The organism is Chloracidobacterium sp., assembly GCA_025057975.1.
Taxonomy (GTDB): Bacteria; Acidobacteriota; Blastocatellia; order Chloracidobacteriales; family Chloracidobacteriaceae; genus Chloracidobacterium.
In genome coordinates this window covers 113,024-127,466 of record JANWUV010000008.1, presented here as the reverse complement: position 1 = coordinate 127,466, position 14,443 = coordinate 113,024, and the positions used below count along the sequence as shown (strand labels likewise).

Sequence of the window (14,443 nt, the reverse complement as noted above, 5' to 3'; positions counted from 1 at the left end):
CCTACCGACATTGCACAGCAAATGCGGCACAGTACAGTCCATCCCTCCATCCGTATGCATAGCGGCTTGGGCAGTGATGACGCTTGGATTTATTCGATCATGAGTGATTCGAATTTCACAGAATGGTTCTCAAAGCTAAAGCCTGACATCCAACCTTACCCTTGGCAAGAGAACTTGGCTGCCGAGCAAACCTGTCGCAACCGCATGATTCGCGTACCGACTGGTTTGGGAAAGACAGAAGGCGTGCTGGCTGCTTGGAGCTACCATCGCTTGTCTCGCGGAGACGACGCTTGGCCACGGCGTTTGGTCTGGTGCCTACCGATGCGCGCGCTTGTGGAGCAGACGGAACAGGTCGCCCGCCAACTTGCTGCACGAATCCCCGAACCGACTCGGCCTGCAATCCATCTGGCGATGGGCGGTGAAGACAGCGGAGAATGGTTTCTGTATCCCGAACGGCCGGCGGTGCTCATCGGCACGCAGGACATGTTGCTGTCGCGGGCGCTCAATCGCGGGTTTGCCGCCCCACGCGCCCGCTGGCCTATGGAGTTCGGCCTGTTGAACCAAGATTGCCTTTGGGTCATGGATGAGGTCCAGTTGATGGATGTCGGACTGGCGACCTCGGCGCAACTTCAGGCTTTCCGTGACCAAGATTGCTCGAAACATCTTCGCCCATGCTTCACGTGGTGGATGAGCGCGACGCTTCAACCAAGTTGGTTGCATAGCGTAGATACCAAAGAGTATCACCACACTTGGGTACAAAATCCGTGCGAAGTTTTGGCAGCGCAACAGATGGGCGGACTGTGGGACATTACCAAGTCGGCAACAACAGCCGACATTAAGCCGGACGCCCACGAGGAATTCGCCCGTCTAATCCTCGCACAACATGCTCAGTTGAACGACGAAGGTTTTGGTCGGATTACTCTGGTTGTATGCAACACAGTGGAACGAGCGTGCCAAACGTTTGATGCGATCACCAAGCTTCGCAAGGAAGAAACTCGGCTGATTCATAGTCGTTTTCGCCCGGAGGATCGGAAACGCTGGCGGGAGGAGTTTTTGAACAAAGATGCCTGCAAGTCGGGCGTAGACCGGATCATTGTCGCAACGCAGGTCGTGGAAGCGGGTGTGGATATTTCCGCCGGATGCCTCGTCACGGAACTCGCGCCGTGGCCCAGCTTGGTTCAGCGATTCGGTCGCTGCGCGCGATACGGCGGCAGCGGCAAGGCGCTAGTGGTTGATCGCCGGAAAAAGGCCGACGATGCGGTTCCCTATCAACCCGCAGAACTTGAGAGCGCTTGGGAAACCATTCGGCAACTTAACGATGTGGGTATCAAGGCGCTGGAAAGCTATGAAGCATCGCTGAGTGATGATGCCAAGCGAAAGCTTTACCACTATGCTCCGTCACATCTATTGCTGCGGAAAGAGTTCGATGAATTGTTCGATACTACACCGGATCTAACCGGCGCCGACCTCGACATCAGCCGATTCATCCGCTCCGGTGAGGAGCGAGATTTGCAAGTCTTCTGGCTAGAGATTCCTCCCGATACGAAAGGTGAACCACCGCATAAGCCACCTGAGAGTTACAAGCCACACCAACAGGAACTGTGTGCTATCCCCTTTCTGAAGGCCCGAGATTGGCTGTGTGAGAAAAGCCAGTCCAAACTGAAAGCGACGAAACGCGCTTGGGTTTGGGACTGGCTCGACGGCGAGTGGGTGACGGCGACACGCGAGGCGCTATTGCCCGGCCGGGTGGTCTGTGTGGCGGCGGATTCGGGAGGCTATTGTTCGAAGCGCGGATTCGATCCGCAATCCTCTGCTTCGGTGCTTCCGATTGCCAGACCACAAGGCACATCTCCACGAATATTGTTGGATGGAGCCGACGATCAACAAGACGGCGAACAGTTGAGCTTCAACACTTGGAAGACGATCGCGTTTCACGCCAAGGAAGTCGCCGAACAAGTAAAAGTGATTGCCAAAGCACTGAAGCTTCCTACGAAGCTCGAAGACCTTCTTGAATTGGCCGCCCTCTGGCACGACTGGGGCAAGGCTCATCCAGCATTTCAAGGCTCAATACGCGGCAACGGAACCGTCACCAGGCCGGATCGGATGGACTTGGCAAAGGCTCCCGGTGACTGTTGGCCGAAGAAATGTCTGTATAAATACCTCGACGACAGCGAAACCCGGCCGGCGTTTCGCCATGAACTCGCCAGTGCCCTTGGCCTGTTCGCATTGCTGGAGACCTACGATCCGGCGCATGAAGCCCTACTCGGCCGGTGGGCGAGTGTGCTCCCCCAACTGGGAGGCACTTTGCCCAACAACGGCAAGCCAACTCCGGCAATCTGCCTCGTCGAGCGATTGCTGAAGTGTGCGGCAGAGGACTTCGACCTAGTGGCCTATCTCGTCGCCAGCCATCACGGCAAGGTACGGGTCGGCCTGCACGCGGCCCCAAAGGATCAGGACTACCGGGACCGCGACGGCCGCGGGCTGCCGATCCGGGGCGTTCGTGAAGGAGACCGCTTACCGAGTATCGAATTTGCGCCATACCAAGAGCCAATCCCGGAAGTGACTCTCACTTTAGAACCGGCGAAACTTGGTTTGTCGTTGAAAACCGGAATCAGTTGGCGGGAACGGTGTATTGGGCTTTTGGAGCGATACGGCCCGGCCGCGCTGGCGTTTCTTGAAGCGATCCTGCGGGCGGCCGATGCGCGGGCGTCTCAGTTGACCACATCTGATCCAGCCCTTGATCCAGCCTTGGCTGCACAGAGCAACCCATGAGAATGCATTTGCACGTTCTAAAGGGCTGCGCCCCAATGCCCCTTGCAAATTATCTGAAAGCGCTCGGCATCCTGCGGCTGGTCGGAGAACAGGCGGACCCACAAGCCCGCGGCTGGTGGGACGGCGAACGCTTCTGCTTGCTCACAAAGCTGTCGAAGGAAGAACTGGAAGCGTTTTTCCTGAATCAGTACGAGCCGACGCCGCTGCTCTCGCCGTGGAATAAGGGATGTGGGTTCTTCAAGGCGAATGATCATGGGCTGTGCCCATTAGAGAACTCAACGGCGCACCGATTCAAGCGGTTCCGTGACGGCATCGAGGCAAGTCGCCAGTTGCTGGATGAGATCAGCAAAGCGGATGCCGTCATCCGGGCCATCAAGGCGCGCACCAAAATCAACAAGAGTTTCCAATCCGAGGAGCAACGCCAACTTCTCGAATCCGCTCCGACTTATCGAAACCTGCTTCAACAACTGTGGGAGCAACTCAAGAAGCCTGAAATCGAACCTGATGAGCGAGCCAAGCTTGAAAGCGCTCTCAAAACCATCGAGGCACTGACGCATAGTGTTTCCAGTCCCCCAACAAAGACGGAAGCCCAGAAACTCAAAGCCAGTGACGGCTACAAGTGGTTGCTGGCAGCGGCGGAGCGCCACTTCAAAGCACTGAAAGCGACATTGATTCCTGATTGCCGACGGCTCTGGCGCGGTCCCCATGCCGACTGGCTCTCAGCAGCTGTAGTTTTGGATGAAGATGGAAGTCCCGATTGGCCTTCACTCCTAGGAACAGGAGGGAATGACGGCAATCTGGACTTCACTAATAACTTCATGCAACAGATCGGTTCACTTTTTGACCTAAAGTCGGAAAGCGGACAGCCGAGCGATTCAGCAAAAAGCTTGCTCGACGACGCATTATGGTCCATTCCGGCCAATCGTCTGGCGAGTGCCGCGATCGGCCAATATCAGCCAGGATCAGCGGGTGGGGCAAATAGCTCGACAGGCTTCGACGGTGGGAATTTGATCAATGCCTGGGACTTTGTGCTGATGATGGAGGGGACGGTACTCTTCACATCCAGAGCCACGCGGCGACTAGACCCAACCGCCTTTAGTAAGGCGAGTGCTCCCTTTGCTGTGCGTCCCCACGCTACAGGGTTTGCGACGCCAGGTTCCGAAAAGGCCCAGCGCGGCGAGCAATGGATGCCTCTCTGGCGACAGCCGACGACGCTAACGGAACTTTCAACGATGCTTGGCGAAGCCCGCATTCAGCTGGATCGTCACCCTGCTAATCGGCCGATTGATGTAGCTCGTGCGATCAGTCGCTTGGGGGTAGCCCGTGGCGTCGAAGCCTTTGTGCGTTACGGTTACCTCGAACGGAACGGCCAATCCACGCTCGCGGTTCCACTTGGCCGCGTTCGCGTTCACCATCATTCTCACGCCTATCTGATTGATGATCTTGCTGCTTGGATGAATCGACTGCAACGCCGAAGCCGAGACAGCAACGCTCCGGCTCGACTGGTTCAAGCGGAACATCGCCTAGCCGATGCTGTTTTTGCTGCGCTGACGCACGACCACACGCCCGAACGCTGGCAAGCGATTCTGCTAGCAGCGGCGGATCTTGAAGCGATACAGGCTACTGGAACGGCCATCGAAGCCGGACCAATCCCCGCGCTCCGACCTGAATGGGTTACAGCGGTAGCGGAAAACTCGGCGGAGTTTCGCCTTGCATTGGCCCTAGGCAGCGCCGCTGCGAGTTACCACAAGGACAAACCAAGCGACCCGATTCGCCATCATGTTCTGCCACTAAAGCCGGGGGCGAGACAGTTCAAAACGGTGGACAAGAAGCTGGTCAACGATTCGCGCGTCGTCGTATCCGGGCGCGATCCACTGCAGGACCTAGCCGCCATTGTTGAGCGTCGCCTCATCGAGGCGATGCAGCAGGGGCGACGGCGCTCCCGGCTGGTGGCTGCGGCGGGCTGCGGGGCGCGGTTTGACGATCTAGCTCGATTCTTGTGTGGGGCTGTTGATCTCAACCGATTGTTTGGCCTTGCCCGTGCCTTCATGGCCATCAAGTGGAACCAGTGGTCGCGCGGGTACCTACCAACAACAACTGCAGCGACCGATATGCCGGAGGAATGCTGGCTGGCGCTGCGGTTATGCTGCCTGCCGTTTGCCATTGACGAAATGCATGACATCCCTGCCGATGAGCGAGTCGTGCGGTTGTTGAACACCGGAGACGCCGCGCGAGCCATCGGGATTGCCCGGCAACGGTTGCAGTCGGTTGGCATTCGTCCACCAATGTATGCTGGCACGACCGATCCTGAAACAGCCCACCGCTGGGCGGCGGCCTTGGCCTTCCCGATTCACCGCAGCGCCGCCCGACGTGCCGCCGCTATTCTGGACCCCTCTATGAAAGGACTACGCCATGCTTGACCTCAGCCCACTCGACGGCGTCAGCCGGCTTCTGATGACGGTTTCCCTGAGGCCGGTTCAGGGCGATCGCTTCCAACCGACCGGCTTCCCAAGTCTGGGCGCCGCGACTTACCAGACCAAGAACGGCCCCAAGCTGCTCGTCGAAAGCGCCCAGAGCATGGCCAATCGGCTCGAAGCGACCTGCTGGGACACGGCGACGAACCAGCCCGTCGCTGCGCTGGATGGCGTCAGCCATGTGACTGTCACCCGTGGCGGTCAATTCCTCACTGATTCGATGCTCGAAGCGCATCGCCTGAACAGTCCATACCTTCTCGAAAGCAGCGACAAAACCTTCTTCAACAGGATTAAGGAAGAACTGGGCGGACTTGCTGAAGGTCCAATCAACCGCAAGAAACTGGCCGAAGTGCTGCTGAAATACGATATCGGAAGCCTCATCCACGGCGTTTTCCTTGCTAAGAAGGATCTCGCAGGTGGGCGGCTGCGCGTTGCACGAGCATTATCTGCATTCATCGAGGCAACGGGCGTCACCGTGGCGGCCTCAGGTGGCGTGAAGAACGACCACGTCAACCCGTCAGGCGATACCAAGAGCGGGTTCGGCAATGTGCCCTTCCCGCGAGATGAGTACGTTGCGGAGCAAATCGACTGCTACTTCAACCTCGACCTTGCCCAGATTCGCGGCTATGGCCTGGGTGACAAGGTCGAGAGACTGTTGATCCTGCTGTCACTGTACAAAATACGCAAACTGCTCGAAGGCGACTTGCGACTGCGAACCGCGTGCGATCTGGAACCGGTGGATCGCGACAACTTGGTTGCGACCCGTCCTGCAAACTTCAAGCTGCCTTCGCTTGCCGACCTCGAAGCGGATGTCAAGACGGCCATCAACGATTGCAAGGGACTGATGGTGCATACCACCGTCGCCTTCGAGGATGAACTAAAGAAAGGTGAAGAAAAGTCCGAAGAAGCGTCTGGCGATGATGAAGTCGAAGAGCCAGAAGACGAATAAAGGAGCCCGCGATGCCGACCGTGAAACTCTGGTTTCCCGGCGGGCGTTACCATGCCACGCCGTGGGGGCACCATGTCAACGAAGGCCTCATCGAGTGGCCACCGAGTCCGTGGCGATTGCTGCGCGCGCTCATCGCCCGTGGCTTCACCAGCCAGGGTTGGAGCGAGATGCCACCAGTCGCCCGGAGCTTGATCAATAAGCTGGCGGCGGTGCTGCCATCCTATTGTTTACCAGCCGCCGGCACGGCCCACAGTCGGCACTTCATGCCAGTTGGCGCCCTTGCCAAAGGACGGGAGCAAACAACGCTCGTCTTCGACACTTGGGCTAACGTCGGCGACGGGAAACTACTGATTCACTGGCCATGTGAACTCAACGCTGAGGAAACGGAGCTTCTTGAGAAACTGGTCGGCGCGCTGGGCTATCTGGGGCGCAGTGAGAGTTGGGTGGAGGCCCAACTCTTGCGCGACGGCCCCGGCATTGAGTGGAACGCGGTGCCCTGCCAAGAGGGTGAGCATCGCGTCCCCGGTTGGGAACAGGTATCCCTGATGGCCGCCATTTCACCGGCGGACTACGAAGAGTGGCGCGAGGCTCAAGTCCAAGAAGCGTTGCGACCCTTTCAAGGCCAAAAACAGACTGCAAACGTGAAGAAGAAGCAGACACAAGCCGTCGAGCCTTACCCGACTGATCTGCTGTCCTGTCTGACCAAGGACACGGCTTGGTGGAAAGGCCACGGCTGGTCGCAGCCGCCGGGTTCACGACGCATCCTTTACTGGCGACGGAGCGATGCCCTGCAAGTTGGAGTCCCGGCCGCACCGCGACGGGTTTCTGCCCAACCGGTTACGACGATGCTTCTAGCCATCACCACCCCAAGTGGGAATCGGTCGGCGCTGCCGTCTGTTACACGAACACTACCGCAAGCGGAGTTGTTCCATCGCGCCATCATCGGTCGTCTTGGAAATGGCCGGCGCGTAAACTGCCCTGAACTTACGGGAAAAGACGAGTTTGACCGTCCCCTTCACGAGCGCCACAGGCACGCGCACACAATTCCGGTTGATCTGGATGGCGATGGTCGTCTCGACCACATTATCATTTATGCGGCTATGGGGCTTGGTGATAGCGCCCAGCAAGCCATTAGAACCCTCAGGCGAACGTGGACGAAAGGCGGCGTTGGTGATCTCCAAGTCGCTGTCGTCGGTAGCGGCGATCTCAAGATGCTGCGACGATTGCCGCCCCCACTCAATATTGAAATCCAAAAAATTCTTGGTCCACCCGATGGCGCCCACGTTTGGGAAAGTATGACGCCGTTTGTGCCGCCACGATTCTTGAAAACGAAGGGCAAAGACACACTCGTAGGTCAAGTGCAAGCCGAACTAGCTTCGCGGCGATTGCCCAAAGCCGCCAGTGTCGAAATTGATCTTGGATTGACCCGATCTCTCCGCCATTTTGTCCGCCGGCGAGTTCGTGGCGGCGTTCCACCCAAAATGGACGTAGGCTACGGATTGCGCCTCCATCTCACCGAGCCGATCCAAGGCCCTTTACTTCTTGGTTATGCCGCGCACTATGGTCTGGGTCTATTTCGCGCTTGCGGGGTGGAACCGTCCGTGGTCACAGCAGGTAATCGCAAGGCTACAGTAAGCTGAGCCGCCGAAGTTCGCCATGCTCCGGTGGTTTGTCAAGCCAATGCCGAGTGTCAAAAAAATCCGGGCAGCCGAATCGTCCGCTGGTGCATTCAGCCAAGAGTGAGAACCAAGTCGTACACCTCTTCTCAGAAAGCCCCCTAGGTAGTCTGTGGTAGTTATCTGTCAACCACGACGCGGGCGGCATGGTTTTATCGCTCCCGAGGTCGTTCGCGCCTGTGTCGGTCGGCGCACACCGAAACGGTTCATTCATCGCCCCGGCGAAACGTCAACTCACCCAAGAAAGCGAGAAAACCGATGGACAAAGACGAGTGGGACATCCGGCGTCAGGGAAGGAGTTGGAGGGGAGAAGAATTTTTCCGTCGCCTCGAGCATAAGCAGTCCCCGGAGAAAATCGAATATGTGGACGGCTGCATCTTCGGCTGTGAGGAAGAGCGGATGACGGTTCTGGCGATGCTGCTGGAAAACTTGGGCATCGATAAAGCCGTCAGACTGGGCAACCTTGCCGATTGGAAGGCGGCCATCGCAGAGCTGGAAGCGGAGACCAAAGGCGGCTCGGTCAAAAACGACGAGAAGTGAAACACACAACGTCGGTTGACAAGAACGCCCTCGAACAGAGAAGCCGCCGTTCCGGGTGTGCAAGCCGCCGCCTGCAAGGGCGGTGCGGTTTTTGGTCAAGCAGGCCGGAAGCCCGCGCACCCAAAACGGCATTACTTCGTTCTTTTTAGTGTTTCCCCGGCTCCAACGGGACGCCCTTCCGCCGCGCCGTGATGTAGGCTTCCAGCGCAATCATCCGCGCGTCGTCGGCGGCTAACGGCTGACCCTTCATCGGGTTTTCAATGCACCAGTTGATCATGTCGCGCAATGTGGCGACTCGCTTGAGCTGCGTTTGGAACTTTGGGTAGGTCTCCGGGTGCGTGTTCGAGCCGTCAGGATGGCACATGTCGCACGAAATGCCGATTGTGCCGCCCAATGCCTTCCAGTCGTGAAAGAGCTTGTCGCCTTCACTGACGACCCGCGCCTGCTCGCGCTCCCAAATGAGACGGTCGCGCGCCGACCACTTTGAAGCTTGCTTTTCCTGCTGTTCGGCGTGGCGCGTCATGAGTTCATGGGCGACCGCACGCGCCGTCTCAGGCGGAAGCACGTCGCCTTCCTTGACGCCGGCGACGGCGACCGCCGTTTCACCATCGCACAACTGGACGACCAACGACCCATCGGGACTTTTTACTTCGGGATGACGCGGCAACGGCGCACGCTGCACCGGTTGCTGTGCTTTCACCGTTGCGTCATGCACGTGTTTGAGCGTCGGCGCAACCAACGCGCAACCAATGACGGCTCCAGCGACGATGACAACCTTGGCTGACTTTTTTGACCACATAAGCTTCTTCCTCGCAGGTTTTGGCTCAATCGGCTCAATAGGACGGAAACTGTGGGACGGGCGGAACGGCCGTTTTCCCCCACGACTCCAGATACGCCTTGGCGACCTTGATCGGGTTCCGACTCCAAAGCGTGTAGTGCGCGTCAACGTAGCCGCCCTGAAGCGCGTCAATGACCCCGTGACCCGTCCCGTCGGCCTCATCGAACGGATCAGCCCGATCCATCTGGACAGTCAGCTTCGGCAGTCCCTCCGGGGCGTACGGCCACGGCCACGCCGTGGACAGCATGCCGTGGAAGTGGATGTTCTTGATGCGATTCGTCAGCATTTGGTGGGTGTGGCCGTGAATGACCGTCACCGACTTGAACGGCGCCAGCAACGCTTGCACCTCCTCGGCGTCTTCCGTCCAGAAGTTCCACGGACGGTAGTACTTGTAAAGCGGCGAGTGCGAAAAGACGATGATCGGACGATCCTTCGGAACGGTCGCCAAATCCTTCGCCAGCCACGCGCGTCCCTCCGCGCCGACTTCAAAGCGGCTTTGCAGAGCGTTGTCCAAACCGGCGACGGTTTGCATACGCTCTTCGGGCGTCATCTTGCGCGCCGTCCAGAAGTCCTTCTCGTTGACGCTCATCAAAACGATGAAGTGAACGCCCTTGTGGTCAAACGAATACTGGGGCGGCCCGAACAGTTCCTTCCACTTGTCCCCCATGTCGAGAAACCAGTCGTGCTCGCCGACAATCATTTTCACCGGCGCTTTGAGTTCGGCGAGAATTTGCTTGCCGAGTTCGAGTTCGCCGGGCTTGCCGAGTTGCGCCAAGTCGCCCCCGAACAGCACAAAATCGGGCTGCGGATCAAGCGCGTTAACGTCTTCGACGGCGCGCATGGCGGCTTTGACAAAGCGTTCGTTGAGCGTCCGTTCGTAGAGGTGGGTGTCCGAAATGTACGCAAAGCGGAAGGCCGGCTTGTCCGACTCAGCCGCTCGGACGACATCCACAAGTTGAAACGAATGTGGGGCCAGTCCGCGCGCCGCTGCGTAACCACCGGCCAACGCGGCAATTTTGACAAAAGAACGGCGGTCAAGTCGCTTCAGGGCGGCGAAGAAGTCCGTCCGTTCGGCGCGATAGCGTTCCTCACGCGCTTTCCATTTGAGGTACAGCATGACGGTTCCTCCTGTGTTTGGTGAAGTGGCTGTCAGGGACGGGTCGCCGGCGCGGCGGCGCGGCGGGCGGCGTCACCGGTCAGGGTTTCTAAAAACGCCTCCAAGTCGGCCATTTCCTGTTCGGACAAGTTCAACGGAACAATGCCGCCGTCGAGGTTCGGATTGGGTTCGCCGCCCCGGTTGTAAAACTCAATGACCTCACGCAGCGTCTTCAGGCTGCCGTCGTGCATGTACGGCGCCGTCAGGGCGACATCACGCAGCCCCGGCGTTTTGAACGCGCCCAAATCCTTCGGCTGGCGCGTGGTCAGGAAGCGGCCGAGTTCGGAGAAGCCTTCGGTCAAGGCCAGCCGGTCAATCTCCTGCGGGGTGAGCTTGCCCTGCTGCGCCAGCCGCTGCACGGAGCGCGCCAGCGACTCAAAGTTGTGCGTCGCGCGCATGCCGACCCCGATGTTGTGGTACTGGAAATCGGTGAAGAACGGCGCGGTGGGATTAAAGCCGTGACAGGTCAGACACCGCGCCTTGCCCTGAAACAACTGCCAGCCTCGCTGGGCGGCTTCGCTGATGGCTTGCTTGTCGCCGGCAATGAAGCGATCAAACGGCGCGTCGCCGGACAGTTGCGCGCGCTCAAAGGCGGCGATGGCGCGCGCAATATCGGCGGCGTTGATCGGCCGTCCGAACACTTTCTGGAACCGGGCTGCGTATTCGGGAATGCCCTTGAGCTTGTTTGTAACGGCTTCCACCGACGGCATGCCCATTTCCAGCGGGTTGACGATGGGTTGGAGCGCCTGCTCTTCGAGGGTGGCGGCGCGGCCGTCCCAGAACTGTTCGCTGTAAAACATCGCGTTAAGCACCGTCGGCGTATTGCGCGCGCCGCGTTTGCCGCCGATGCCTTCCGCCACCGGCTTGCCGTCGGTAAACGCCAACGCCGGATCGTGGCAGACAGCGCAACTGATGGAGTCGTCGGCGGAGAGCCGCTTGTCGAAGAACAAATCACGTCCAAGGGCGATTTTCTCTTCAGTGATCGGGTTGTCCTCCGGAATGAGCGCCTCCCAGAAATCGGCCGGCAACCCACGCGGGATGGAAACCGGCGGCCGCCGCCCCTGCTCCGCAGGAGACGGCGCGGACGCCGCCACCCACCACACAAACAGACCGACGCCGAACAGCAGCGCCGAACACTGACGCAAACGTTTCTTGCTCATCGCCGTTTCTCCCCAAACGTGGTCTCCGCCGTCGTCAGGTCGCCCAACTTGGCGATCTGGCGGCGGCGCTCATCGCGCTGGTGACAAATCAGGCAACTTTGCGCGCCGACGGACAGGGAAGACACCAGCGCGTAGGTCTGTCCGTCGCGCGTCCACGTCAGCCACGTCAATTGCGCCTGTAGGTCGGCGCGATACACAAAACCGTTCATCATCTGTGCAGCTTGAGCAACGCCAGGCGACTCGGCGGCAGGCGTGACGAGGAGCGTGACGGGGGCGCCGTCCAAGATGTACCCCACCATGACGCCGCGCCGGTCGCCGACAGTGACGCGCTTGGCGCCCTTGGGACAGGCGCGCGCCGGAACAGCGGCCGGGACGCCGGGTGGGAGGTCGGTCAACGGCACGTCCAGTCCTGCCGTTCGCCGCAGCCAGTCGGTCAGCGCCGGCGGCTGGTCGGTTTCAATCTCGAACCGAAGCGTACCGGCGGCCCAGTCGCGGTGCAGGTCGCGCGCCGCCAGTTCAAGCGTGGTTTGCGGCCCGCACGCCGGATACACACGCAATGTTTCCGGCTTCTGTTCGTCGGCTGTGTGCTCCCACCACCAGACCCCGCCGACGAGGAACATCACGGCGACGGCGGCGAAGGCCGGCCATTGCACCATCCGCCGTACGGGTTGCTCCGCCGCGTCAGCCCTGGTCAACTGTTTGGCGATCGCCGGCCAGAGCGCGTTCGGCGCAGCGCGGCGTACCGGCGCTTCAGCGGACGCAGCGACGGCGCGGACGGCGTTGTACGCTTCGGCGCATGCCGGACACTGCGACAGATGGCGACGAACGCGCTCGGCTTGACGCGGCGCAAGTTCGTGGTGGACGTAGGCCGTCAGCAGATGGGCGACATGCCGCGCGTCGCGCCGCAGCAAGCGCGTAAGTATCGAACTAATCCAGAACATGACGCAGATGGGCCAGTTTGCCGGCCAGTGCGCGGTGGGCGCGGTTGAGCCGTGACGCCACGGTGCCCTTCGAGCAACCGAGCGCGGCGGCAATGTCTTCGTAGGAAAGTCCTTCGACGTACTTGAGAACGACTGGGAGGCGGAGTTTCGGCGACAATTCGGCGACGGCCTGCCAGACCGCTTGGTGGAGTTCAGCGCGCAGAATCCGGCTTTCCAAGTTCGCTTCCGTCGCGGCGGCCGGTTGCGACAGGGCTTCCAACGGTGTGAAACGTCGTCGCCGGCGGTATTCGTCCAGGCAGGCGTTGACAACCAATCGGTACAGCCAAGTGGAAAACTGCGCGTCCTGCCGAAACCGACGAAGCTCGGTAAAGAGCTTGACGAACACGCGCTGGGTGATGTCGCCCGCTTCGGCTTCATTGCCGGCGAAGCGGTAGGCGATGTTGTACACCCGGTCTTTGCAAATGAGGAAAAGCCGGTGAAAAGCCTCAACGTCGCCGCGCCGACAGTCTTCAAGCAGCGCGTACGAAACGCCGACGGTCATCTCCGGCGGCGGCGACAGGCAACCAACGGGGACGGCAAGGGACAGGTCTTCGGCGTTCACGTTGGGGGAGCTTCCTCAGAACATGACTTTTGACCCTATTAGACGCGGCAGCCGGCGATTTTCTTCCATGCCGTATGGCTTTTCCGGTGGTCGGCGTGGTTCGGTTTCAGCGGCCGCCCACAGACGCGACTTGACATGCCTGGCGGCTGCTCCAAATGATGCGTGCGAATTCACACGCTTGCTCGCTTGCTCAACACGGAAGGAACACCACCCGGCCATGCACCAACCTGACCTCAAAACGGATGTTTTCTCGCCTCTCAAACTTTTCACGCACATGGACGTGATGTATGCCTGGTGGCAGGGCAAGAACGTCTACCCGATTACGATGGAACTTAGTCCCTCAACCATCTGCAACCACTTCTGTACGTGGTGCATGCACGGCGGTTATTTCGGCTCGCACAAAGGCGACGACAAATCCAAGAAAGCCAACCCGGACGCGAGCATCATGCCGCTCCCGTTCTACCGGACGCTGCTGGATGAACTCGTCACGCTCGGTACGAAGAGCATGATTTTTTCGGGGAGCGGCGAGCCGTTCGTCAACCCAAACTTCATGGAGTTTGTCGAATACACCGCCCACAAAGGAGTGGAATCGGCGATAATTACGCATGGCGGCCTACTGACGCCGGAAAAAGCCAAAGTGGTCGTCCGGCATTGCACGTGGATTCGTATCTCGCTCAACGCCGGTACGCCTGAAACTCGCGAGAAAATTCACAAGGTCAATGACTTCGAGAAAGTGCTCGGCAATCTGACCACCTTGGCGGAGGAAAAGCGTCGGCAGGGTTCAAAAGTGCAGATTGGCGCGCAAATTGCCGTTGAGCCAACAAACCTCGCGGAAGTCGAGGAGGCTGCGCGGCGCGTCCGGGAAACCGGCATTGACTACTTCCAGATCAAGCCGGTCATCCTGCACCCGAAGTCATCCAGCGAGTTTTACGACCGCGATTTTTACCTTGACGCGCTCTATCGCGCCCGCGCCGCCAAGCAAATGTACGAGACCGAGACGTTTCGCGTCTTCGTCAAGGAGGATCAATTCGCCGGCGTTCTGTCGCCGGATTTGGAGCGCAGCGCCTATCGGAAATGCTACGCCACGTTCTTTCCGGTGATTGAAGCCAACAAGAAGGTGTATTACTGCTCGCAGACGCGCGGCCAAGAAGAATTCTGCCTTGGCGATCTCAGCAAACAGACCTTCAAGGAAATCTGGGAAGGCGAGCGACGGCGGCAAGTCATCGCCGCCATCAACGTAGACGAGTGCCAGCCGATTTGCCGCTGCCATCCCATCAACAAAATGCTCTGGACGCTGCGCCATCCGAGCAACAACCCCAACTTTGTGTGACGCTCC

General features: G+C 59.4%; 11 protein-coding genes. 6 read left to right on the top strand and 5 right to left on the bottom strand.

The features are described 5' to 3' along the window. Positions 1-66: 66 nt before the first annotated feature. The 5 genes from cas3 to NZ585_08830 all read left to right on the top strand — a co-directional run bounded on the left by cas3 (position 67) and on the right by NZ585_08830 (position 8,411). Positions 67-2,772, top strand: coding sequence for a CRISPR-associated helicase Cas3' (gene cas3 / locus NZ585_08850; GenBank protein ID MCS7080144.1), 2,706 nt, complete (start codon positions 67-69; stop codon positions 2,770-2,772). Between the two features lie 2 nt (positions 2,773-2,774). After that, on the top strand, positions 2,775-5,192 hold the full coding sequence (gene csx17, locus NZ585_08845; protein MCS7080143.1) for a type I-U CRISPR-associated protein Csx17: 2,418 nt from the start codon (positions 2,775-2,777) through the stop codon (positions 5,190-5,192). Next, positions 5,185-6,195: a type I-U CRISPR-associated RAMP protein Csb1/Cas7u gene (gene cas7u, locus NZ585_08840; protein MCS7080142.1), complete on the top strand. Its 1,011-nt coding sequence runs from the start codon at positions 5,185-5,187 to the stop codon at positions 6,193-6,195. The genes csx17 and cas7u overlap by 8 nt, the downstream gene beginning before the upstream one ends. An 11-nt stretch (positions 6,196-6,206) precedes the next feature. Beyond that, positions 6,207-7,835 carry a type I-U CRISPR-associated protein Csb2 gene (csb2, locus tag NZ585_08835; protein ID MCS7080141.1) on the top strand — a complete coding sequence of 543 codons (1,629 nt, stop codon included), beginning with the start codon at positions 6,207-6,209 and terminating at the stop codon, positions 7,833-7,835. Between the two features lie 294 nt (positions 7,836-8,129). Next, entirely contained in the window at positions 8,130-8,411 is a 282-nt protein-coding gene (locus NZ585_08830) for a hypothetical protein (protein ID MCS7080140.1), read from the top strand. Between the two features lie 145 nt (positions 8,412-8,556). Here NZ585_08830 and NZ585_08825 read toward each other — a convergent pair whose 3' ends face one another. Genes NZ585_08825 through NZ585_08805 form a run of 5 tightly spaced genes read right to left on the bottom strand, consistent with a single transcriptional unit; the run spans position 8,557 to position 13,107 of the window. After that, the gene (locus tag NZ585_08825) at positions 8,557-9,210 is read right to left on the bottom strand and encodes a cytochrome C (GenBank protein ID MCS7080139.1); all 654 of its coding nucleotides are present in this window, start codon (positions 9,208-9,210) and stop codon (positions 8,557-8,559) included. Between the two features lie 34 nt (positions 9,211-9,244). Next, positions 9,245-10,363 (bottom strand): metallophosphoesterase, encoded by a 1,119-nt coding sequence (locus tag NZ585_08820; protein ID MCS7080138.1) that lies wholly within the window; start codon positions 10,361-10,363, stop codon positions 9,245-9,247. Between the two features lie 35 nt (positions 10,364-10,398). After that, positions 10,399-11,565: a c-type cytochrome gene (locus NZ585_08815; GenBank protein MCS7080137.1), complete on the bottom strand. Its 1,167-nt coding sequence runs from the start codon at positions 11,563-11,565 to the stop codon at positions 10,399-10,401. After that, the gene (locus NZ585_08810) at positions 11,562-12,506 is read right to left on the bottom strand and encodes a zf-HC2 domain-containing protein (GenBank protein MCS7080136.1); all 945 of its coding nucleotides are present in this window, start codon (positions 12,504-12,506) and stop codon (positions 11,562-11,564) included. The genes NZ585_08815 and NZ585_08810 overlap by 4 nt, the downstream gene beginning before the upstream one ends. Next, on the bottom strand, positions 12,493-13,107 hold the full coding sequence (locus NZ585_08805; protein ID MCS7080135.1) for a sigma-70 family RNA polymerase sigma factor: 615 nt from the start codon (positions 13,105-13,107) through the stop codon (positions 12,493-12,495). The genes NZ585_08810 and NZ585_08805 overlap by 14 nt, the downstream gene beginning before the upstream one ends. 217 nt (positions 13,108-13,324) lie before the next feature. Between NZ585_08805 and NZ585_08800 the strand changes: the two genes are divergently transcribed. Continuing rightward, on the top strand, positions 13,325-14,437 hold the full coding sequence (locus NZ585_08800; GenBank protein ID MCS7080134.1) for a radical SAM protein: 1,113 nt from the start codon (positions 13,325-13,327) through the stop codon (positions 14,435-14,437). The last annotated feature ends 6 nt before the right edge of the window (positions 14,438-14,443 follow it).